The 20387-nt window shown below is 69.3% G+C and carries 17 protein-coding genes; 5 read left to right on the plus strand and 12 right to left on the minus strand.

From position 1 onward, the window contains the following. Positions 1–48: 48 nt before the first annotated feature. The 3 genes from folC to FZ025_RS04140 form a co-directional block, all read right to left on the minus strand. Complete coding sequence (folC, locus tag FZ025_RS04130; protein WP_046981094.1) at positions 49–1308, minus strand: bifunctional tetrahydrofolate synthase/dihydrofolate synthase; 1260 nt, start codon at positions 1306–1308, stop codon at positions 49–51. Positions 1309–1672: 364 nt separating this feature from the next. Beyond that, positions 1673–2317 (minus strand): histidine phosphatase family protein, encoded by a 645-nt coding sequence (locus tag FZ025_RS04135; RefSeq protein WP_046981093.1) that lies wholly within the window; start codon positions 2315–2317, stop codon positions 1673–1675. Positions 2318–2506: 189 nt separating this feature from the next. Next, positions 2507–4660: a S46 family peptidase gene (locus FZ025_RS04140; RefSeq protein ID WP_046981092.1), complete on the minus strand. Its 2154-nt coding sequence runs from the start codon at positions 4658–4660 to the stop codon at positions 2507–2509. 161 nt (positions 4661–4821) lie between these two features. Here FZ025_RS04140 and tdh point away from each other — a divergent pair, with 161 nt between their 5' ends. Beyond that, positions 4822–5853 carry an L-threonine 3-dehydrogenase gene (gene tdh / locus FZ025_RS04145; RefSeq protein WP_046981091.1) on the plus strand — a complete coding sequence of 344 codons (1032 nt, stop codon included), beginning with the start codon at positions 4822–4824 and terminating at the stop codon, positions 5851–5853. 134 nt (positions 5854–5987) lie between these two features. Here the strand turns inward: tdh and FZ025_RS04150 are convergent, their stop codons facing one another. The 5 genes from FZ025_RS04150 to FZ025_RS04170 form a co-directional block, all read right to left on the minus strand. Further along, positions 5988–6695 (minus strand): TorF family putative porin, encoded by a 708-nt coding sequence (locus FZ025_RS04150; protein WP_046981090.1) that lies wholly within the window; start codon positions 6693–6695, stop codon positions 5988–5990. Between the two features lie 375 nt (positions 6696–7070). After that, positions 7071–8117: a sulfate/molybdate ABC transporter ATP-binding protein gene (locus tag FZ025_RS04155; protein ID WP_046981089.1), complete on the minus strand. Its 1047-nt coding sequence runs from the start codon at positions 8115–8117 to the stop codon at positions 7071–7073. A 7-nt stretch (positions 8118–8124) separates the two neighbouring features. Then, positions 8125–9087: a sulfate ABC transporter permease subunit CysW gene (gene cysW / locus FZ025_RS04160; RefSeq protein WP_046981088.1), complete on the minus strand. Its 963-nt coding sequence runs from the start codon at positions 9085–9087 to the stop codon at positions 8125–8127. 1 nt (position 9088) lies between these two features. Beyond that, positions 9089–9949 (minus strand): sulfate ABC transporter permease subunit CysT, encoded by an 861-nt coding sequence (gene cysT / locus FZ025_RS04165; RefSeq protein WP_046981087.1) that lies wholly within the window; start codon positions 9947–9949, stop codon positions 9089–9091. A gap of 4 nt (positions 9950–9953) precedes the next feature. Then, complete coding sequence (locus FZ025_RS04170; protein ID WP_046981086.1) at positions 9954–10982, minus strand: sulfate ABC transporter substrate-binding protein; 1029 nt, start codon at positions 10980–10982, stop codon at positions 9954–9956. Positions 10983–11180: 198 nt separating this feature from the next. On the opposite strand from FZ025_RS04170, the gene kbl reads away from it, so the two are divergent. Further along, positions 11181–12380: a glycine C-acetyltransferase gene (gene kbl / locus FZ025_RS04175; protein ID WP_104557655.1), complete on the plus strand. Its 1200-nt coding sequence runs from the start codon at positions 11181–11183 to the stop codon at positions 12378–12380. A gap of 360 nt (positions 12381–12740) precedes the next feature. On the opposite strand, the gene FZ025_RS04180 is transcribed toward kbl, so the two are convergent. The 4 genes from FZ025_RS04180 to FZ025_RS04195 all read right to left on the minus strand — a co-directional run bounded on the left by FZ025_RS04180 (position 12741) and on the right by FZ025_RS04195 (position 16686). Then, positions 12741–13574, minus strand: coding sequence for a pseudouridine synthase (locus FZ025_RS04180; RefSeq protein ID WP_104557657.1), 834 nt, complete (start codon positions 13572–13574; stop codon positions 12741–12743). 46 nt (positions 13575–13620) lie between these two features. Further along, complete coding sequence (locus FZ025_RS04185) at positions 13621–14124, minus strand: hypothetical protein (protein WP_046980839.1); 504 nt, start codon at positions 14122–14124, stop codon at positions 13621–13623. A gap of 279 nt (positions 14125–14403) precedes the next feature. Beyond that, positions 14404–15510, minus strand: a complete 1107-nt coding sequence (locus FZ025_RS04190; RefSeq protein ID WP_046980838.1) for an OmpA family protein — start codon at positions 15508–15510, stop codon at positions 14404–14406. A 264-nt stretch (positions 15511–15774) separates the two neighbouring features. Beyond that, entirely contained in the window at positions 15775–16686 is a 912-nt protein-coding gene (locus FZ025_RS04195) for a LysR family transcriptional regulator (RefSeq protein WP_046980837.1), read from the minus strand. Positions 16687–16782: 96 nt separating this feature from the next. On the opposite strand from FZ025_RS04195, the gene FZ025_RS04200 reads away from it, so the two are divergent. From FZ025_RS04200 to FZ025_RS04210, 3 genes are read left to right on the plus strand one after another with little or no spacing between them, the layout of a single operon-like run. Next, entirely contained in the window at positions 16783–18024 is a 1242-nt protein-coding gene (locus tag FZ025_RS04200; protein WP_046980836.1) for an MFS transporter, read from the plus strand. Further along, positions 18021–19295, plus strand: a complete 1275-nt coding sequence (locus FZ025_RS04205) for an SGNH/GDSL hydrolase family protein (protein WP_053057341.1) — start codon at positions 18021–18023, stop codon at positions 19293–19295. The genes FZ025_RS04200 and FZ025_RS04205 overlap by 4 nt, the downstream gene beginning before the upstream one ends. Positions 19296–19335: 40 nt before the next feature. Then, complete coding sequence (locus tag FZ025_RS04210; RefSeq protein WP_046980834.1) at positions 19336–20370, plus strand: aldo/keto reductase; 1035 nt, start codon at positions 19336–19338, stop codon at positions 20368–20370. The last annotated feature ends 17 nt before the right edge of the window (positions 20371–20387 follow it).

Consider the following 20387-nt stretch of genomic DNA (forward strand, 5'->3'; position numbering starts at 1 on the left):
TGGCGGAGTGCCGCAGCGATTATAAGGTCGGGCCGGCGGCGGGCGGGGTCAGCCGGCTGAATGCAGCCAGTGCAAGGCGGCGGCGGCGGTGAGGAACGAGCCGAACACCAGCACCCGGTCGCCCGGCCGCGCCTGCGCCAGGGCCTGCTGCAGCGCCTGCGCCACGCTGTCGGCGACCATGCCTGCGGCCGCATCGGTACCGGCCAGGCGCGCCTGCAACTGCGCGCCGCTCTGGCCGCGCGTGCCGGCCAGCCCGGCCAGATGCCAGGCATCGATCTGCCCGGCCAGCGCCTGCACCACGCCGGCCACGTCCTTGTCGGCCAGCGCAGCGAATACCGCGCGGCTGGCGCCGGCGCAGGGCTGCGCCTGCAGCGCCGCAGCCAGCTCGCGCGCGGCCTGCGGGTTGTGGCCGACGTCGACCAGCACCTCGACGCCGTCGCGCGCGAACGGCTGCAGCCGCCCACGCAACCGCGCGGTGGCGATGCCTTCGGCATAAGCGGTGCGCGGCAAGGTCTTGCGCAGCGCGCGCAACGCGGCGATGGCGGTCGCGGCGTTGGCGCGCTGCACCGGCGCGCGCAGCTGCGGCCACGGCAGTTCCAGCTCGGTGCCGACGTCGCGCCAGCGCCACTGTTCGGCATCGAGCGGCTCATGGAAGAAATCGCTGCCGGCGCGGATCGCGTTGGCGCCGATCGCGTAGGCGCGGCGCAGCACGCTCGACGGCGGATCGATCTCGCCCAGCACCAACGGCTTCCACGGCCGCGCGATGCCGGCCTTCTCCGCGCCGATCGCCTCGCGGTCCGCGCCCAGCCAGTCGGTGTGATCGATGTCGACGGAGGTGATCACCGCCACGTCGGCGTCGACCAGGTTGACCGCATCCAGGCGACCACCCAGGCCCACTTCCAGCACCGCCAGGTCCAGTTCCGCCTGCTGGAACAGCCACAGCGCGGCCAGCGTGCCGTATTCGAAATAGGTCAGCGGGGTGTCGCCGCGCGCAGCCTCCACCGCCGCGAAGCCGGCCACCAGCTGCGCGTCGCTGGCTTCTTCGCCGCCGATGCGGACGCGCTCGTTGTAGCGCAGCAGGTGCGGCGAGGTGTAGCTGCCTACCGTCCAGCCGCCGGCGCGCGCGATCGCCTCGACGAAGGCCACGGTCGAACCCTTGCCGTTGGTACCGCCGACGGTGATGACTTTCTTCGCCGGCCGGGTCAGACCCATGCGCGCGGCCACCGCGCGCACGCGCTCCAGGCCCATCGCGATGTCCTGCGGGTGCTGCTGCTCGATGTAGGCGAGCCATTCGGGGAGGGTTTTCATACGTTCGACTGGACTCGACTGATGCGCCGACAGCGCTTGAATCGCCGGGGTTGTGCTTTGCATTTGCTTTGGCTGTTGCGGGCCCCGTGAGGCACGGCAAGCCGATCGGACGAAAACCCCGAAGGGGCGGCGCGCACGACGCGCGCCGTTTTTCGACGGCACATGGATGTGCCGCCGAAAAATGTCCGGTCGGCTTGCGCACCCGGAGCGCGCAGCGCGGAGGGCGTGCCGCCCGGGTGTGCTTTCTTTTGGTCACTTTTCTTTGCACAAGCAAAGAAAAGTGACTCGCGCCAAGCGCGAAAGCATTTGCTCATGTTTTTGCGTCGCGCCAGCGAGCCATGATGCGAAAACTTGGAACAGAGCCCTACAGCGCCCGGTGCTTGGCCTCGCCGAAGAACGGGGTGTGGTGCGCGCAGTCGTTCAGCCGCACCACTTCCAGATGCTCCACGTCCGGGCCTTCGAGCAGGTTCAGCGTGGTCGGCGCCTGGCGGAAGCTCCACAGCTTGGCGATCGGCAGGCCCAGCACCCGGCACAGGATCACCCGGTTGACCGCATCGTGCGCCACCACCAGCAAGGTGTCGTCCTCGCCCAGACCCTCGGCGGCGCGGGTCAGGCCGCGCCAGGAACGGTCCAGCACCTGGCGCAGCGATTCGCCGCCCGGCATCAGCACCGTGTCCGGCTCCTCGCGCCAGGCGCGCAGCCGCGCCGGATCCTTGTCGTTGATCTCGCTGGCGAGCAGCCCTTCCCATTCGCCGTGGGCGATCTCCTGCAAGTCGGGATCGGTCAGCAGCATCGCTTCGCGCTCCGCGCCAAGCGCGTAGCGGGCGGTGCTCTGCGCGCGCGACAGCGGCGAGGCCACCGCGCGGGTCAGCGGCACCTCGCGCAGGCGCGCGCCGAGCGCCTGTGCCTGCGCCTCGCCAACCGGCGACAACGCGATGTCGATCTGGCCCTGGTAGCGGCCTTCGGCGTTCCACGGGGTTTCGCCATGACGAGCGAGCAGGATGCGCATGCGGTGGAATTCCGTTGGGGGGAGAGGTTGCCGTCTCGCGAACGAAACGGAGCGGCATGATACCTGCTCCGTTGCCGGAAACCCCCGAACCGCATCCCGCTGCGGCGCCGCCGCGCCGCGCCGCGCCGCGCGTTCAATGCCGGGCAGGCTGCGCGGCGGTGGCGCAGGCCGCCACCGTGCCCGGTGCGGTTACTGCGCCAGGTTCAGTTCCTTCAGCAGCCGCGGCGCCGGCGCCACTTCCTGCATGATCCAGTGCAGGTAACGCGCATCGACCGCGATCATCCGGGTCATGGCCGGGTCGAACACCCAGTTGGAACTCACCGATTCCCAGTTGCCGTCGAACGCCAGCCCGACCAGCTTGCCCTGCGCATCGAGCACCGGCGAGCCGGAGTTGCCGCCGGTGATGTCCAGGTCGGACAGGAAATCGACCGGCACCGAACCCAGCCGCTTGTCCTCCAGCCCGCCGTAGCGCCTGGCCTTGGCTGCGTCGAGCAGGGCCTTCGGCGAATCGAACGGATCGGCGCCGGTGTCCTTGGCCAGCACGCCTTCCAGCGTGGTGAACGGGGTGTAGGCCACGCCGTCCTTGGGCGTGTAGCCCTTGACGTTGCCGAAGGTGATGCGCAACGAGGAGTTGGCATCCGGATACACCGACTCGCCCTGGCTCTTCTTGTAGTCGGCCAAGGCCTGCAGGTAGCGCGGACGCGCCAGCAGTTCCTCGCCTTTGCGGCGCTTTTCCTCGCGCTCGATCTGCAGCAGCGCCGGCATCAGCGCCACCGCATAGCGCAGCGCCGGGTCGTCGCTGGACTCGAACGCGGCACGATCGGCATGCAGCCACTTCAAGCGCTCCTCGGTGCTGCCCAGGCGGGTGCCGGCCAGGCGCGCCGCGGCGGCCTGCGCATCGGCGCCGGCCAGCCATTGGTCCAGGGCGGGCAGGCGCTGCGCCTTCGGCAGCTGCAGGTATTGGTCGAACCAGTAGCGCTGCAGCTGGCTGTCCATCGCGGCGACGTAGCGGCGCTCCATCTGCTTCTGCGCGCCCTCGATCTCCGGCAGGTCGCGCTCCTGGTAGCCGGACTCGCGCTCGGCGTCGGGCTTGGCGCGTTCGATCGACACGCGGTACAGCGACAGCGCACTGCCGAGCACGCCGGTGCGGCGCAGCTGGCGCAGGATCAGGTCGCGGTCGCGGCTGGCCTTGGCCTGCTCGTCCAGCGCCAGCAGCTGCGCATGCGCCTGCAGCGCGGCACGGCCGTCGCGGCCCCGGCGCTTCAGCCAGGCCAGCACCGCGCGTTCCTCGGCCTGCTTCTGCGCGGCCGCGTCGATGCGCTTGAAGCCTTCCAGCTGCCCTTCGTAGTTCTTGGCGACGTTGTTCCAGCTGGCCATCGTCGCCGCGTACTTCACCTGGATGTCCGGGTCCTGCTTGCCGGCCTGCTCCACCAGCGCGATCAGGTCGCGGTACTGGCGCGCGGCGGTGGGATAGGCCCAGCTGGCGGTGGCGTCGAATTCCGAGGCCAGCGCATAGCGGTTGGTACGGCCCGGATAGCCGGCCACCATCACGAAGTCGCCGGCGCCCAGAGGCTGGTCGGCGAACTTCAGGAAATGTTTGGGCTGGTACGGCACATTGTCCCTGGCGTAGGCCGCCGGCTTGCCGTCCTTGCCGACATAGGCGCGGTAGAACGAGAAATCGCCGGTGTGGCGCGGCCACATCCAGTTGTCGACATCACCGCCGAACTTGCCGATGCCCGACGGCGGCGCGTACGCCAGGCGCACGTCGCGGATCTCCAGGGTGCGGAACAGCCGGTAGGTATTGCCGCCGGCGAAGCTGTACAGCTCGCAGCGGTAGCCGGCCTCGGCTTCGCAGGCCGCGACCTGGGCCTTGTCGAAGGCCTCCAGCGCCTGCGTGCGCTTGAGCGCATCGCCGCCGGCGGCGGCCATCGCCGTCTTGGCCTGCTCGGTGACATCGCTGATGCGGTCGAGCACGTAGATGCGCGCGTTCGGCCCGGCGCTGAGCTCGGCGCCATTGCTGGCCGCGCTGAAGCCGTCGCGGATCAGATTCTTCTGCGGCGTGGAGTTGAGCTGGATCGCGCCGTAGGCGCAGTGATGGTTGGTCACCACCAGGCCTTGCGGGGAGACGAAGCTGGCGGTGCAGCCGCCCAGCGACACCACCGCGCCCATCGGATCGCCGGTCAGGTCGGCCAGTTGCTGCGGCGACAGCTTCAGCCCGGCCTGCTGCAGCGGGCCGGCGATATCCGGCAATTGCTGCGGCACCCACATGCCTTCGCCGGCATGGGCGATCGGGGTACCGGCCAGGGTGGCGACAACGGCGACAGCCAACAGATTCGAGCGCATCGAATGGATTCCTTCGCGACTAACGTGAGACAGACGTTAGATTGTAACGAATGCAACCGACGCCACGACCGTGACCAATGGCACCCCGCACGCGCCGCAACATGGCCGCATTCGTGGCCGGCTTATACTTCGCGCCCTCTCAACCCGAGTCTTGCACCGCCATGGCGCAAACAATGAAGGCGCTGGTCAAGCGCGACGCGGCCAAGGGCATCTGGCTGGAACAGGTGCCGGTGCCGGTGCCCGGCCCCAACGAAGTGCTGATCAAGCTGGAGAAGACCGCGATCTGCGGCACCGACCTGCACATCTATCTGTGGGACGAGTGGAGCCAGCGCACGATCAAGCCCGGGCTGACCATCGGCCACGAGTTCGTCGGCCGCATCGCCGAGCTCGGCTCGGCGGTCGGCGGCTACCAGGTCGGCCAGCGCGTCTCGGCCGAAGGCCACATCGTCTGCGGGCACTGCCGCAACTGCCGCGGCGGGCGCCCGCACCTGTGCCCGAACACGGTCGGCATCGGCGTCAACGTCAACGGCGCCTTCGCCGAATACATGGTGATGCCGGCCTCCAACCTGTGGCCGATCCCGGACCAGATCCCGTCCGAGCTGGCCGCGTTCTTCGACCCGTACGGCAACGCTGCGCACTGCGCGCTGGAATTCGACGTGATCGGCGAGGACGTGCTGATCACCGGCGCCGGCCCGATCGGCATCATCGCCGCCGGCATCTGCAAGCACATCGGCGCGCGCAACGTGGTGGTCACCGACGTCAACGACTTCCGCCTCAAGCTCGCCGCCGACATGGGCGCCACGCGCGTGGTCAACGTCGCCAACACCTCGCTGAAGGAGGTGATGGCCGACCTGCACATGGAAGGCTTCGACGTGGGCCTGGAAATGAGCGGCAACCCGCGCGCGTTCAACGACATGCTCGACGGCATGTACCACGGCGGCAAGATCGCCATGCTCGGCATCATGCCGCGCGGCGCCGGCTGCGACTGGGACAAGATCATCTTCAAGGGCCTGACCGTGCAGGGCATCTACGGCCGCAAGATGTACGAGACCTGGTACAAGATGACCCAGCTGGTGCTGTCCGGCTTCCCGCTCGGCAAGGTGCTGACCCACCAACTGACCATCGACGAGTTCCAGAAGGGTTTCGACCTGATGGAAGAAGGCAAGGCCGGCAAGGTGGTGCTGAGCTGGTGAGGCCCGGCGCGGCGGCGGCGCGGCCGCCCGCTGCACCGCCGGGGCATGCGTCATCGGCCTGGCGATCGCACAAAATCGCACCAAAAAGAAGGGCGCCAAGGCGCCCTTCTTCGTTGGCGACGGTGTTGCCCGGATCAGAACGCGATCGTGGCCGAGACCGCGACGCGGTGGTCGGCCAGCTTCTCGCTGAAGTTCTGGTTGCCCTTGTCGTCGGTGTCGTAATAGCCCACGCTCAGCGCCAGCGGACCGATCATCTTGCCGACGCTGACGCTGTAGTCGGTGTAGTCCTGGTACTGGGCCAGCGCGCTGGCATAAGTGGTGCGGCCGACGTGCGCGCCGATGCTGAACTCGTACGGCAGCGTCCAGTTCCCGTCCAGCGCGTAGTAGAAGCTGTCCTCGTCCAGGCCGTAGACGTCGTCGGTGTAGGCGACGGTCAGCGCGTAGGTCTTCAGGAACTTGGTCTTGGTGATCAGTTCGTTGTAGTTGGAACCGCCGGCGCCGGGATAGCCGTAGCGGTTGACCATCACGTCGAAGTTCCAGTTCTCGGAGAAATCGACGTTGTAGCCGATGAAGCCGTCCACTTCCCAATCCGGGTCGCCAGCGCCGAAATCGACGTTGGAACCCCAGGTACCGACGTACAGGCCGAACGGCGAGGTATAGGTGACGCCGGCCTGGAATGCCGGGTCTTCCTGGGTCTGCGACACGCCGCGGAACACGTAGTCGCTGACCACGCCGTAGGAGCCGGTAAACGGCGAGGCAGGCGCCTCGTCCTGGGCCAACGCGCTCAGCGGGGAGGCGGCCAGCGCCACGGCCAGGGCGACACCAAGCTTGATCTTGTTCACCGGTAATTCTCCTGTGGTTTGTCGTAGGGGTGGTTCCAGCGCCTTGCCCCGCACTGGCTTCACACTTTTTTAACCGGTTTTTTCTTGCAGTGCAATACTTTCAAGACAAACCAAGTCATTGCAGGCCTTGCGACTGTGCGCTTCGGGTCAGGCCTTGTCTACGCAATGCGCCCGCGGCCAGCCCAGCGTCCAGGGCCTGGCGTGCTTTTCATTTGCTACCGGCAGAAAAACTTGTGGGAGTCAACTGTCAGTCGCGACGGGCGTTACCGGGAAGGCCCGTCGCGACTGAAGTCGCTCCCACAGCAATGCCGCCGACTGCGAAGACTGCGGTCGAAAACGCTGCATCGCCGCTGCGCGTTGTATCCCCGAATACCGCTACCCGCGCTGCTGCGCGAACAGGCCGAAACGGCGCGCGCTCAGCTGCAGCGCCTGGCCGGGCGCATAGCGCGCCGCGCCCTCGCCCGCCGGCAGCTCCACTTCCACTTCGTCCTGGCCATGCGCCAGCTGCGCGCGCAGGCGCAGGCGCGAGCCGCTGCGCTGCGAGGACAGCACCGTCGCCGCCCAGCCGCTGTCGCTGGGTGCCAGATCTTCCGGGCGCACGTACAGGTCGACCGGGCCGCTGGACAGCGGCGTATCCGGCGCCGGCAGCGCCAGCCCGGCGACCTGCAGCTGGCCGTCGTGCAGCTGCGCCGGCAGCCGGTTGACCGCGCCGACGAAGCCGTACACGAACGGCGACACCGGGCGGTCGTAGACGTCGGCCGGACTGCCGAGCTGCTCGATGCGCCCGCGGTTGAGGATCGCCACGCGGTCGGCCAGCTCCAGCGCCTCTTCCTGGTCGTGGGTGACGAACACCGTGGTCAGCCCGGTGCGGTCGTGCAGCTCGCGCAGCCAGCGCCGCAGATCGCGCCGCACCTGCGCGTCGAGCGCGCCGAACGGTTCGTCCAGCAGCAGCACGCGCGGCTCGATCGCCAGCGCACGCGCCAGCGCCACGCGCTGGCGCTGGCCGCCGGACAGCTGGGTCGGATAGCGCGCCTCCAGCCCGTCGAGCTGCACCAGCGCGAGCAGTTCGGTCACCCGCGCGCGGATCGCCGACTCGGCCAGACGCGCGTCGCCGCGGCGCACGCGCAGGCCGAAGGCGATGTTGTCGCGCACCGTCATGTGCCGGAACAACGCGTAGTGCTGGAACACGAAGCCGACCCGGCGCGACTGCACCGGCAGCCCGGTCGCATCCTCGCCGTCGATCAGCACGCGTCCGGCGTCGGCATGCTCCAGCCCGGCGATCACCCGCAGCAGCGTGGTCTTGCCCGAGCCGGACGGCCCCAGCAGCGCCAGCAGTTCGCCCTGGCGGATGTCCAGGCTGACGTCGTCGAGCGCGGCGAAATCGTCGAAACGCTTGCCCAGGTGCTGTACGCGGATGGTCATCGCAACCTCAGTGTCGGTGATTGGCGGCCAGCGATTCGCCGTGGCGCCATTCCAGATAGGATTTCAGCGCCAGGGTCAGCAGCGCGGTCAGCGCCAGCAGGCTGGCGCAGGCGAACGCGGCGCTGTAGGCGTATTCGTTGTAGAGGATCTCCACGTGCAGCGGCAGCGTGTTGGTACGCCCGCGGATGTGCCCGGACACCACCGACACCGCGCCGAACTCGCCCATCGCCCGCGCACTGCACAGCAGCACGCCGTACAGCAGGCCCCAGCGGATATTGGGCAGGGTCACCCGCCAGAACATCTGCCAGCCGCTGGCGCCCAGGCTCAGCGCCGCCAGTTCCTCGTCGCTGCCCTGCTGCTCCATCAGCGGCATCAGCTCGCGGGCGATGAACGGGAAGGTGACGAAGGTCGTCGCCAGCACGATGCCGGGCAGCGCGAACACGATCCGCGGCAATTGCAGCAGCACCTCGCCGACCACCGGCAAGTGCAGCCGCCAGCCCTCGTCGATCAGCGGCCAGGCCCAGCCGCTGCGGCCGAAGATCAGGATGAAGACCAGGCCGGCGACCACCGGCGATACCGAGAACGGCAGGTCGATCAGACTCACCAGCAGGCGCTTGCCCGGAAAGCGGTGCTTGCTCACCGCCCACGCCGCGGCCACCCCGAACACCAGATTCAGCGGCACCACGAGCGCGGTCACCAGCAGGGTCAGGCGGATCGCCGCGAGCGCGTCGGGATCGAAGATCGCCCGCCAGAACACGCCGATACCGCCGCGCAGCGCCTCGACGAACACCAGCAGCAGCGGCAGGAACAGGAACGACAGCAGGAAGCCCAACGCACCGAGGATCAGCAGCGCCTGCACCCACCACGGCTCGGTGGTGACCGACGCGGCGCGGCGGCGGACGGCAGGCGGCGACGCGCTCAACGCATTCTCCGGAAACGGCAGGTTCAAGCTGGACACGGTATCGTTCATCTCAGTGCGCCGCCAGGCCGCGCCGCGCGAAGCGCGCCTGCACGCCGTTGACCACCAGCAGCATCAGCAACGACAGCAGCAGCATCGCCGCGGCGATCGCGGTGGCGCCGGCGTAGTCGAATTCTTCCAGGCGGATGGTGATCAGCAGCGGCGCGATCTCGGTCGCGTTGGGCAGGTTGCCGGCGATGAAGATCACCGAGCCGTATTCGCCGATGCCGCGCGCGAAGGCCAGCGCGAACCCGGTCAGCACCGCCGGCCACAGCGCCGGCAGCACCACTCGGCGGACGATCTGCCAGCGGCCGGCGCCGAGCGTGGCGGCGGCCTCTTCCAGTTCGCGTTCGGCCTCGGCCAGCACCGGCTGCACGATCCGTACCACGAACGGCAGGCCGACGAACACCAGCGCCACCACGATGCCGAGCTGGGTGTAGGCGATCTTCAGCCCCAACGGTTCCAGCCAGCGGCCGACCCAGCCGTTGCCGCCGTACAGCGCGGTCAGCGCGATGCCGGCCACCGCGGTCGGCAGTGCGAACGGCAGGTCGATCATCGCGTCGAACAGGCGCTTGCCGGGAAAGCGGTAGCGCACGAACACCCAGGCCACCCAGGTGCCCATCACCGCGTTGAACGCGGCGGCGGCGAATGCGGTGCCGAAGCTGACCCGCAGTGCCGACAGCACCCGCGGCTCGCTCCACACCTGCCACACGCCATGCCAGCCCAGGCCGCTGGTCTTGAGCACCACGCCCAGCAGCGGGATCAGCACCACCAGTCCCAGCCACGTCAGGGTGATGCCCAGGCTCAGACCGAACCCGGGGATCACCCTGCGCCGCGACGGAGCGCGCGCGACCGCGGCGGCATTCACGCCCATTGCGTCACTTGCTCGCCTGGATCTGGTCGAACAGGCCACCGTCGTTGAAGTGCTCGGCCTGCGCCTTGGCCCAGGAGCCGAACTGCTGGTCGATGGTGACCAGTTGCACCTTCGGCAGGCGCGCGATGTCGGCGCGATCGGCGTACTCCGGGTGGCGCGGCCGGTAATAATGCTTGGCCGCGATCTTCTGCCCTTCCGGCGAATACAGATACTTCAGGTATTCCTCGGCGACGTCGCGGGTGCCGTGCTTGTCCACGTTCTTGTCGACCACCGCCACCGACGGCTCGGCCAGGATCGACAGCTTCGGCACCACGATCTCGAACTTGTCCTTGCCCAGTTCCTCCTGCGCCAGGAACGCCTCGTTCTCCCAGGCCAGCAGCACGTCGCCGATGCCGCGCTGGACGAAGGTGGTGGTGGCGCCGCGCGCGCCGGTGTCCAACACCGGCACGTTGCGGAACAGCGCGCGCATGTAGCCGAGGATGCGCTCGCGGTCGCCCTTGAAGATGCGGTCGGCATAGGCCCAGGCGGCCAGGTAGTTCCAGCGCGCACCGCCGGAGGTCTTCGGGTTCGGGGTGATCACCGACACGCCGGTGCGCAGCAGGTCCGGCCAGTCCTTGATCTGTTTCGGGTTGCCCTTGCGCACCAGGAACACGATGGTGGAGGTGTACGGCGCGCTGTTGTCGGGCAGGCGCCTGGCCCAGCCCGGATCGATCAGCTTGCCCTTGTCGGCGATCGCGTCCACGTCGTAGGCCAGCGCCAGCGTCACCACGTCGGCCTCGACCCCGTCGATGACCGAGCGCGCCTGCTTGCCCGAGCCGCCGTGCGAGGTCTCCACGGTGACCTTGTCGCCGCCGTGGGTCTGCTCCCAATGCTTGGCGAAGGCGGTGTTGTAGTCGCGGTACAGCTCGCGCGTGGGATCGTAGGACACGTTGAGCAGCTGCACGTCGCGCGCGGCGGCGGTGCCGGCGAACGCGCACAGCGCGAGCACGAGCACGAGCAGCGGACTGAATCGGCGCGGCAGGAGGCTGGGCATGGGCGGATCTCCGGAAGAGGGTCGGGGGGCACGGGCGGACCGGCCATGCAACCACGGCCAATGCGCCATGCTGCGCAGCCGCATTCGTCCGGTGAAATGACTTCGCCGCCGATGCTTATGCCATTTATGCATGACGCCCGCCGACCTTCGCACAGGCCGCGTTAAAATCTTCGCTTCTTCCGCCTGCGCGTGCCCGTCATGACCGATTCCCGCCTCACCCAGCGCTACGCCGACGAACTGGACGCGATCCGCGCGCAGGGGCTGTTCAAGGCCGAACGCATCATCGTCGGCCCGCAGGCGGCCGAGATCGTGCTGGCCGACGGCCGCCGCGTACTGAACTTCTGCGCCAACAACTACCTGGGCCTGGCCGACCACCCGGCGCTGATCGCCGCGGCCAAGGACGCGCTGGACAGCCACGGCTTCGGCATGGCCTCGGTGCGCTTCATCTGCGGCACCCAGGACCTGCACAAGCAGCTGGAAGCGCGCATCGCCGCGTTCTTCAGCACCGAGGACAGCATCCTCTACGCCGCCTGCTTCGACGCCAACGGCGGCCTGTTCGAACCGCTGCTCGGCGAAACCGATGCGATCATCTCCGATGCGCTCAACCACGCCTCGATCATCGACGGCGTGCGCCTGTGCAAGGCCAAGCGCTTCCGCTACGCCAATTGCGACATGGCCGACCTGGAAGCGCAGCTGCAGGCGGCCGACGCGGCCGGCTGCAAGACCAAGCTGATCAGCAGCGACGGCGTGTTCTCGATGGACGGCTTCATCGCCCCGCTCGACCAGATCACCGCGCTGGCACGCAAGTACGGCGCGCTGGTGCACATCGACGAATGCCATGCCACCGGCTTCCTCGGCGCCAGCGGCCGCGGCTCGGCCGAGGTCAAGGGCGTGATGGACCAGATCGACATCTTCACCGGCACCCTGGGCAAGGCGATGGGCGGTGCGCTGGGAGGCTTCACCACCGGCCGGCGCGAGGTGATCGAACTGCTGCGCCAGCGCTCGCGCCCCTACCTGTTCTCCAACTCGCTGCCGCCGCACGTGGTCGCCGCCGGGATCAAGGCGTTCGCGATGCTGGACGCGGCCGACGCATTGCGCGCGCAGCTGGTCGAGAACACCCGCCACTTCCGCGAGCGCATGGCCGCGGCCGGCTTCGACATCAAGCCCGGCACCCACCCGATCTGCCCGGTGATGCTGTACGACGCGCCGCTGGCGCAGCGCTTCGCCGAGCGGCTGCTGGAGGAAGGCATCTACGCGATCGGCTTCTTCTTCCCGGTGGTGCCCAAGGGCCAGGCGCGGATCCGCACCCAGATCAGCGCCGCGCATACCCGCGCGCAGTTGGACCAGGCGATCGATGCGTTCGTTCGCATCGGCCGCGAGTTGGGAGTGATTGAGTAACGGGACTCGGGACTCGGGACTCGGGACTCGGGACTCGGGACTCGGGACTCGGGACTCGGGACTCGGGACTCGGGACTCGGGACTCGGGACTCGGGACTCGGGACTCGGGACTCGGGACTCGGGACTCGGGACTCGGGACTCGGGACTCGGGACTCGGGACTCGGGACTCGGGACTCGGGACTCGGGACTCGGGACTCGGGACTCGGGACTCGGGACTCGGGACTCGGGACTCGGGACTCGGGACTCGGGACTCCAAGGCAGGATCTTTTGCCTCGTTTCTTTGTCAAGATGTTTTTTAAGAATTTTCCTCTGAGATCGGCATGAACAGCGCGCCACCTTCACAGGGCCGAGCCAGCGCTTTTACGCGTCCCGAGTCCCCGGTCCCGAGTCCCGACCACCCAACCCCTCCACCTCCGCCACACTGAGCTCGCGCCAGGCGCCCTTGCCCAGTTCGCCCAGCGCCAGCCCGCCGATCGCCACCCGCACCAGGCGCAGCACGCCCAGGCCGAGTTCGCCGAGCAGGCGCCGGATCTGCCGGTTGCGGCCCTCGTCCAGCACCACTTCCAGCCAGGCGTGCTTGTCGCCCTGGCGCAGCAGCCGCGCCTGCCTGGCCCGCAGCGGCTCGCCATCGGCGACGACACCGGCGCACATGCGCGCCAGCAGCGCCGCGTCGGGCAGCGCATCGACCTGCACGTGATAGGTCTTGTCCGGGCCGCTGGCCGGGTCGGCGACCCGCGCCGCCCATTGCGGATCGTTGCAGAACAGCAGCAAGCCCTCGCTGGCCTTGTCCAATCGCCCGACCGGGGCCAGCCAGGGCAATCCGGCACCGTCGAAACAGCGGTAGACGGTGTCGCGGCCGCGCTCGTCCTGCGCGGTGGTGACCAGGCCGCGCGGCTTGTTGAGCATCAGGTACAGGCGCTGCGTCGCGGCCAGCGCCACGCCATCGAGCGCCAGCCGGTGGCGGCCGCGCAGGATCGGAAATTCGGGATCGGTGACGGTGCGGCCATCGACCGCGACGCGGCCGGCGGCGATCCAGCGCGCGGCCTCGGTGCGCGAGCACAGGCCGAGCTTGGACAGGGTGCGCGCCAGGCCGTGGCGGACCTCGCCGGACGCGGCGGCGCGCGGCGATTGCGGGGCGCTGGCCGCTGGCGCCGACGTGCGCGATGCGGGGCGACGGGGACGCGGAGGCTTCACCGCTTGCGCTTCGGGTGCAGGCGCGGTCGGCGACCGCGCGCGGCGCTTACTGGGCGTCGACCGGCTTCGCCGCGTTGGGCACCGACGCGGCAGGCACCGCCGCCGGCGCCGGACGCGCCTTGACCACGCGCACGCCGCGCGCCTTCATCCACGCGTCGAACTCCTCGGCGGTCATGCGCTTGCCATTCTGGCTCATGTCGAAGCGCCACGGGGTGTTGTCGAATGCGGTGGTCGGCTTGTAGGCGGCCGGATCGTTCGGCTTCACCACGCCGCCGGCCGGCATCGCGTTGGCCAGGCTCTGGCAGCCTTCGGCGCGCAGGCGCAGCAGCACCCGGTCCAGCGACTGGTCGCTGCTGTAGGACTGCGCCAGCACGCCGCTGGGCATGCCCAGCGGCAGGTTGCGTGTGTACAGCTCCGAGGCGATCGGCGCACCGACCGTGGCCGGCAGCGGCAGCGGCTTGGGCAGCGCGTCGCCGGAGCAATCCGGTGCGGCATGAGCGGCAGGAATCAGGGCAAGACCAAGCAGGCCGGCCGTAACGATACGCAGCATCGGTTTTTTTCCATTCAGGCGAGACGACGCAGCGAGTGTAGGCAGGGCCGGGCGCAGTTTCAACCGATACCGGCACTGCATGCGCTAAATAATTGGGGAGGCTGAAAAAGTTCAGCTGGCTCGCATCCCTGTGGGAGCGACTTCAGTCGCGACGGGCTTTACCAGTGATGCCCCGTCGCGACTGAAGTCCCTCCCACAGGGACATGGGCGCGCTTACCGGACGCACAAAAGCAAAGCCCGGCGCGAGGCCGGGCTTTGCTTGAAACATGAAGCGTCCGATCAGTTCTGGACGTTCAGCTCGGTACGGCGGTTCTTCGCACGGCCTTCCGGGTTGTCCGAACCATCCGGGTTGGTGTTCGGCGCAATCGGGCGGCTCTCGCCGTAACCGATCGGACCGACCAGACGCGAAGCGTCCACGCCGTTCTTGGTCAGGTAGTCATACACCGTGGTGGCACGACGCTCCGACAGCTTCTGGTTGTAGGCGTCGGTACCCTTCGAGTCGGTGTGACCGGCAACCTCGACCTTCAGGTCGGGGTAACGCTTCAGGATCTCGGTGGCCTCGCTCAGGATCGCGACCGCGTCCGGACGCAGGGTCGACTTGTTGAAGTCGAAGTTGACGCCCTTCAGGTCGAGCGAGACCGGCACCGGGCAACCGTCCGGACCGATGGTCTGGCCAGGCTGGGAGGTCGGGCACTTGTCGTCGCAGTTGTTGACGCCGTCGCCGTCGTCGTCCAGGTCCGCGCAGCTCGGGGCAGCGGTCGGGGCCGGAGCGGCAACCGGTGCCGCCGGCGGCGGGCCGAGCGGGATCACGACGCCGACCGAAGCCAGCACGTCGCCGAACCAGTCTTTGTCATCGCCAGCACGGGCCGGGTTGACGCTCTGGTCGTCGAAGTCGGCGCGGTAGGCCACTTCGGCACGCACGGCAACGCGCTTGTCGAAGGTGGTCTGCAGGCCGACGCCGGCCTTGGCGGCGAAGTTGCCGTCCTTGCGCTGGCCCGGGGACACGGCGCCGCCGGTGTCGAACTCTTCTTCCGAGCGCTGGTAGCCCAGACCGAACAGCAGGTACGGGTTCCAGCCGCGGCCTTCCTGGATGAAGTGGCGGCGCAGGTCGAACGAGATGCCGTACTGGCTCCAGTTCAGGTCCTCGTTAGCGTCGAAGTTCGGGTTCTGATAGTTCAGTTCACCGTCGATCGACCAGTTCGGGCTGACGAACTTGCCCAGGCCCAGGGTCACGAACGGGGCGTCATTGGTGCCGCGATCGTTGTTCTGGAAGTTGAAGCCGGCCGAACCGGTCAGGTACCAGCGGTCGTCGAATTCCTGTGCGGACGCTGCCTGGGCGACGGCCAGACCGCCCAGCAACGCGGCGGTGAGAATTTTCTTGTTCATTAATACAGCTCCTTGTTTCGGGGATATAGAAACCGATAGGGCATGGTTCAGTACAGATGTCTCGTCACATCCAGACGGCCGTTCCGCACGCCATCGCCGCGCACATTATGCTCGGCATGGTGAAGACGGCGTTAACAGGCACGTAACATGTGAAACCCACGACCAGACCCTCAGCGGTCGTGGATACACCGTATACAGCTTCATGAAATGATGCAATGCGTTGCTGCGGGGCCGTCCGCGCTTGTCGACAGCGTGCCGGCGATCTCAGCGCAGACGCTCCCAGGGCGGTGGATCGGCAAGCTGAACCTGCATGAACTCGACGAAGGCGCGCACCCGCGGCGGCACCAGCCGGCGCTGCGGCATCACCGCGTAGATGCCGGTTTCGGCAAGCGCGTACTGCGGCAGGACCTGGCGCAGGCGCCCGTGGCGCAGGTCCTCGGCCACGTGCCAGACCGAATGCAGGGCGATGCCCTGGCCGTTCAGCGCCGCGTCGCGCAGTACCTCGCCGAAGTTGGACTCCAGCGGACCGCTCACTCTGACCGCGACTTCGCCCTCGGCGCCGAGCAGGCGCCAGGTGTCCTGGCGGCCTTCGGCACCGGTCAGCAGCAGGCAGGCGTGCGCCGCCAGGTCCGCCGCGCGCGCCGGTTCGCCGTGGCGGCGCAGGTAGTCTGGAGACGCGCACAGCACGCGGCGGTTGCCGGCCAGGCGCCGCGCCACCAGGCTGGAATCGCGCAGCGCGCCGATCCGGATCGCCAGGTCGAAGCCTTCGCTGACCAGATCCACCACGTTGTCGCTCAGGTGCACGCTCAGCCGCACCTGCGGATGCAGGGCCATGAACTGCGGCAGCAGCGGCGACACGTACTGGCACCCGAACGAGGCCGACATGGTCGCCCGCAAGGTGCCGGCGGCGGTGCGGCCGGCCTCGCGCAGGCCGCCGGCCAGCGACTCCAGGTCCTCGACCAGCGCGCGCCCCTGTTCGGCCAGCTGCAGGCCTTCGGGCGTGGGATGCAGGCGCCGCGTGGTCCGGTGCAGCAGGCGCACGCCGAGGTCGCGCTCGAGCCGCTGCAGGCGCTGGCTGGCGACCGCCACCGACAGCTCCAGGCTGCGCGCCGCGGCACTGATCGACCCCTGGTCGAGCACGCGCAGGAACAACGCGATATCGCCGATCCGGTCCATTTTGTCGATTCCATTGAAAGTCACTCAATATTTTGCCAGTTTCTGCTGATAAAGCACGGGCCTAGGCTGTGCTCCACCCCGCCTTCCGGAGCCGTCATGGTCTCGTTTCCCGCGCATCCGCCAGCCGCCGCGCCACCACGGCTGCCGATCGCCTTGTTCGCGCTGACCGCCGGTGCATTCGGCATCGGCACCACCGAGTTCGTGATCATGGGCCTGCTGCTGCAGGTCGCGGCCGACCTGCAGGTCAGCGTCCCGGCCGCCGGGCTGCTGATCTCCGGCTATGCGCTGGGCGTGTTCGTCGGCGCGCCGCTGCTGACCGTGGCCAGCCGGCGCTGGCCGCGCAAGCGCGTGCTGGTGGCGCTGATGCTGGTGTTCACCGCCGGCAACCTGGCCTGCGCGCTGGCGCCGGACTACGCCACGCTGATGGCGGCGCGGGTGGTCACCTCGCTGGCGCACGGCACCTTCTTCGGCGTCGGCGCGGTGGTCGCCACCGGCCTGGTGGCGCCGCAGCGCAAGGCCTCGGCGATCGCCACCATGTTCACCGGACTCACCGTCGCCACCTTACTCGGGGTGCCGGCCGGCGCCTGGCTGGGCCTGCAGTTCGGCTGGCGCGCGACGTTCTGGGCGGTGGCCGCGATCGGCCTGCTCGCCACCGCGGTGATCGCCACGCTGGTCCCGGCCGGCGACGACGCCGCGCTGGCGCCGCCGCTGCGCGCCGAACTGCGTGCGGTCGGCCGCGCGCCGGTGCTGCTGGGGTTGGCGACGACCGTGCTCGGCTATGCCGGCGTGTTCACCGTCTACACCTACATCCAACCGCTGCTGACCCGGGTCACCGGCCTGGCCGAGGGCGCGGTGTCGCCGTTGTTGCTGGTGTTCGGCGTCGGCATGATCGCCGGCAACGTGCTCGGCGGACGCCTGGCCGACCGCCATCCGCGGCGGGCGCTGCCGCTGACCCTCGGCCTGCTGGCGCTGGTGCTGGCGGCGCTGGCCTTGGCGCTGCGCTCGGCGCCGGCGATGGTGCTGTTCACCGGCCTGCTCGGCGTGGCCGCGTTCGCCACGGTGGCGCCGCTGCAGTTGTGGGTGCTGGGCAAGGCCGGCGACGCCGGCCGGCACCTGGCGTCGAGCCTGAACATCGGCGCGTTCAACCTCGGCAATGCGCTGGGCGCGTGGCTCGGCGGCCTGGTGATCGGCCATGGCGGCAGCCTGGCGCAGCTGCCGTGGGCGGCGGCACTGGTCACCGCCGCCGGCCTGGCGGTGGCCCTGCTGGCGCTGAGGCTGTCGCCCTCACTCGAAAAAGATGCACCGGCGGCGGCATGCGCCGCGGGCGGTGCGGCATGAGCCGGCGCCTGCGCCAGGCTGCAGTGGTCGGCACCTTGCTGGGGGCGCTGGCGGCGCCGGCCGGGGCCGCCGAGCGCGACTGGATCGCGACCTGGCAGGCCAGTCCGCAGCCGCTGTGGGCCGCCGACTTCCCGTTCCCGACCCAGACCCCGTTCAACCTGTGGCGGCAGACCGTGCGCCAGGTGGCGCGGATCAGCCTGGGCGGCGAGTCGGTGCGGGTGGAACTGTCCAACGCCTACGGCCGCGCGCCGCTGCAGATCGGCGCCGCGCACCTGGCGCTGGCCGGCGACGGCGCGGCGATCGTGCCCGGCTCGGACCGCGAGCTGCGCTTCGGCGGACAGCGCGCGGTGACCATCCCGCCCGGCGCACCGGTGCTCAGCGATCCGGTCGCACTGACCGTGCCGGACCTGGCCAGGCTCAGCGTCAGCCTGTACCTGCCGCAGCCGACCGCGCCGTCCACCTTCCATTGGGAAGGCCTGCAGAGCGCCTGGCTGGCCTCAGGCGAGCGCACCGCGGATGCGGCGCTGGACGATGCCACGGCACTACCGGTGCGGCTGTTCGTCAGCGGCATCCAGGTGCGCCGCGCCGACGCCGCCGGCGCGGTGGTGGCGCTCGGCGATTCCATCACCGACGGCGCCGCGTCCACCCCGGGCAGCGACCGGCGCTGGCCGGACCAGTTGGCCACGCGGCTGGCGACACGGCGCGTGGCGGTGCTCAACGCCGGCATCTCCGGCGGCCGCGTGCTGCGCGACCGCATGGGCAGCAATGCGCTGGCGCGGCTGGATCGCGACGTGCTGGCGCAACCCGGCGTGCGCACGCTGGTGCTGCTGATCGGCATCAACGACATCAGTTGGTACGCCACGCCGTTCGCGCCGGACGATGCGCCGGTCTCCGCGCAGGAACTGATCGCCGGCTACCGGCAACTGCTGCAGCGCGCGCAGGCGCGCGGTCTGCGCGTGATCGGCGCCACGCTGACCCCGTTCGAGGGCGCGCTGCCGGACACGCCGATCCGCGGTTACTACAGCGTAGACAAGGAGCGCGTGCGCCAGCAGGTCAATGCGTGGATACGCGATGGCAACGGTTTCGATGCGATGATCGATTTCGACGCCCTGCTCCGCGACCCCGCGCACCCCACCCGCATGCTGCCCGCGTTCGATTCCGGCGATCACCTGCACCCCGGCGATGCCGGCTATGCCGCCATGGCCGAGGCCGCCGCGCGCGTGCTCGGCGACACCCGCCATGCGCGCGCGGCCGCCGCTGCGCCGCGCTGAGTCAGCTCCTCCTATCTTCCCCCACAAAGGAATCTTCACCATGGAATACCGGCATCTCGGCGCCTCCGGCTTCAAGGTCCCCGTGCTCAGCTTCGGCACCGGCACCTTCGCCGGCTCGAACGCATTCTTCTCTGCCTGGGGCAATTCGGACGTGGACCAGGCGCGGCGCCTGATCGACATCTGCCTGGAGGCCGGGGTCAACCTGTTCGACAGCGCCGACGTCTATTCCGGCGGCGCCGCCGAATCGGTGCTGGGCGCGGCGATCAAGGGCCGCCGCGAACAGGTGCTGATCTCGACCAAGGCCACCTTCCGCTTCGACCCCGACGATCCGAACAGCGTCGGCTCCTCGCGCTTCCACCTGCTGCGCGCGGTCGATGCGGCGCTCAAGCGCCTGGACACCGACTACATCGACCTGTTCCAGTTGCACGGCTTCGACGCGAAGACGCCGGTGGAAGAAACCCTGTCCACGCTCGACGACCTGGTCCGTGCCGGCAAGATCCGCTATCTGGGCGTGTCCAATTTCTCCGGCTGGCACCTGATGAAGTCGCTGGCGGTGGCCGACCGCCATGGCTGGTCGCGCTACGTCGCCAATCAGACCTACTACTCGCTGATCGGCCGCGACTACGAGGAAGAACTGATGCCGCTGGGGCTGGACCAGGGCGTCGGCGCGGTGGTGTGGAGCCCGCTGGGCTGGGGCCGGCTGACCGGCAAGGTCCGCCGCGGCCAGCCGCTGCCGGACAGCAGCCGCCTGCACGACAAGAAGGTCACCGAGGCCGGCCCGCCGGTGGAGGACGAACGCCTGTACCGGGTCGTCGACGCGCTCGAGGCGATCGCCGCCGAGACCGGCAAGAGCGTGCCGCAGATCGCGCTGAACTGGCTGCTGCAGCGGCCCACGGTGAGCAGCGTCATCATCGGCGCGCGCAACGAGGAACAGTTGCGGCAGAACCTGGGCGCGGTCGGCTGGAACCTCGACGCGGCGCAGGTGCAGCGCCTGGACGCGGCCAGCGCGGTGGTGCCGCCGTATCCGTACTGGCACCAGCGCGGCTTCGCCGAGCGCAATCCGCGCCCGGTCTGAGCCGCGCGCAACCCACT

It is taken from the genome of Xanthomonas hyacinthi (assembly GCF_009769165.1).
GTDB lineage: Bacteria > Pseudomonadota > Gammaproteobacteria > Xanthomonadales > Xanthomonadaceae > Xanthomonas_A > Xanthomonas_A hyacinthi.

What these genes read in the sequence shown, in the direction of transcription:
- folC (WP_046981094.1), bottom strand. Translation starts at nt 1,308, where the DNA reads ATGAAAACCCTCCCCGAATGGCTCGCCTACATCGAGCAGCAGCACCCG.
- FZ025_RS04135 (WP_046981093.1), bottom strand. Translation starts at nt 2,317, where the DNA reads ATGCGCATCCTGCTCGCTCGTCATGGCGAAACCCCGTGGAACGCCGAA.
- FZ025_RS04140 (WP_046981092.1), bottom strand. Translation starts at nt 4,660, where the DNA reads ATGCGCTCGAATCTGTTGGCTGTCGCCGTTGTCGCCACCCTGGCCGGT.
- tdh (WP_046981091.1), top strand. Translation starts at nt 4,822, where the DNA reads ATGGCGCAAACAATGAAGGCGCTGGTCAAGCGCGACGCGGCCAAGGGC.
- FZ025_RS04155 (WP_046981089.1), bottom strand. Translation starts at nt 8,117, where the DNA reads ATGACCATCCGCGTACAGCACCTGGGCAAGCGTTTCGACGATTTCGCC.
- cysW (WP_046981088.1), bottom strand. Translation starts at nt 9,087, where the DNA reads ATGAACGATACCGTGTCCAGCTTGAACCTGCCGTTTCCGGAGAATGCG.
- cysT (WP_046981087.1), bottom strand. Translation starts at nt 9,949, where the DNA reads ATGGGCGTGAATGCCGCCGCGGTCGCGCGCGCTCCGTCGCGGCGCAGG.
- FZ025_RS04170 (WP_046981086.1), bottom strand. Translation starts at nt 10,982, where the DNA reads ATGCCCAGCCTCCTGCCGCGCCGATTCAGTCCGCTGCTCGTGCTCGTG.
- kbl (WP_104557655.1), top strand. Translation starts at nt 11,181, where the DNA reads ATGACCGATTCCCGCCTCACCCAGCGCTACGCCGACGAACTGGACGCG.
- FZ025_RS04185 (WP_046980839.1), bottom strand. Translation starts at nt 14,124, where the DNA reads ATGCTGCGTATCGTTACGGCCGGCCTGCTTGGTCTTGCCCTGATTCCT.
- FZ025_RS04190 (WP_046980838.1), bottom strand. Translation starts at nt 15,510, where the DNA reads ATGAACAAGAAAATTCTCACCGCCGCGTTGCTGGGCGGTCTGGCCGTC.
- FZ025_RS04195 (WP_046980837.1), bottom strand. Translation starts at nt 16,686, where the DNA reads ATGGACCGGATCGGCGATATCGCGTTGTTCCTGCGCGTGCTCGACCAG.
- FZ025_RS04200 (WP_046980836.1), top strand. Translation starts at nt 16,783, where the DNA reads ATGGTCTCGTTTCCCGCGCATCCGCCAGCCGCCGCGCCACCACGGCTG.
- FZ025_RS04205 (WP_053057341.1), top strand. Translation starts at nt 18,021, where the DNA reads ATGAGCCGGCGCCTGCGCCAGGCTGCAGTGGTCGGCACCTTGCTGGGG.
- FZ025_RS04210 (WP_046980834.1), top strand. Translation starts at nt 19,336, where the DNA reads ATGGAATACCGGCATCTCGGCGCCTCCGGCTTCAAGGTCCCCGTGCTC.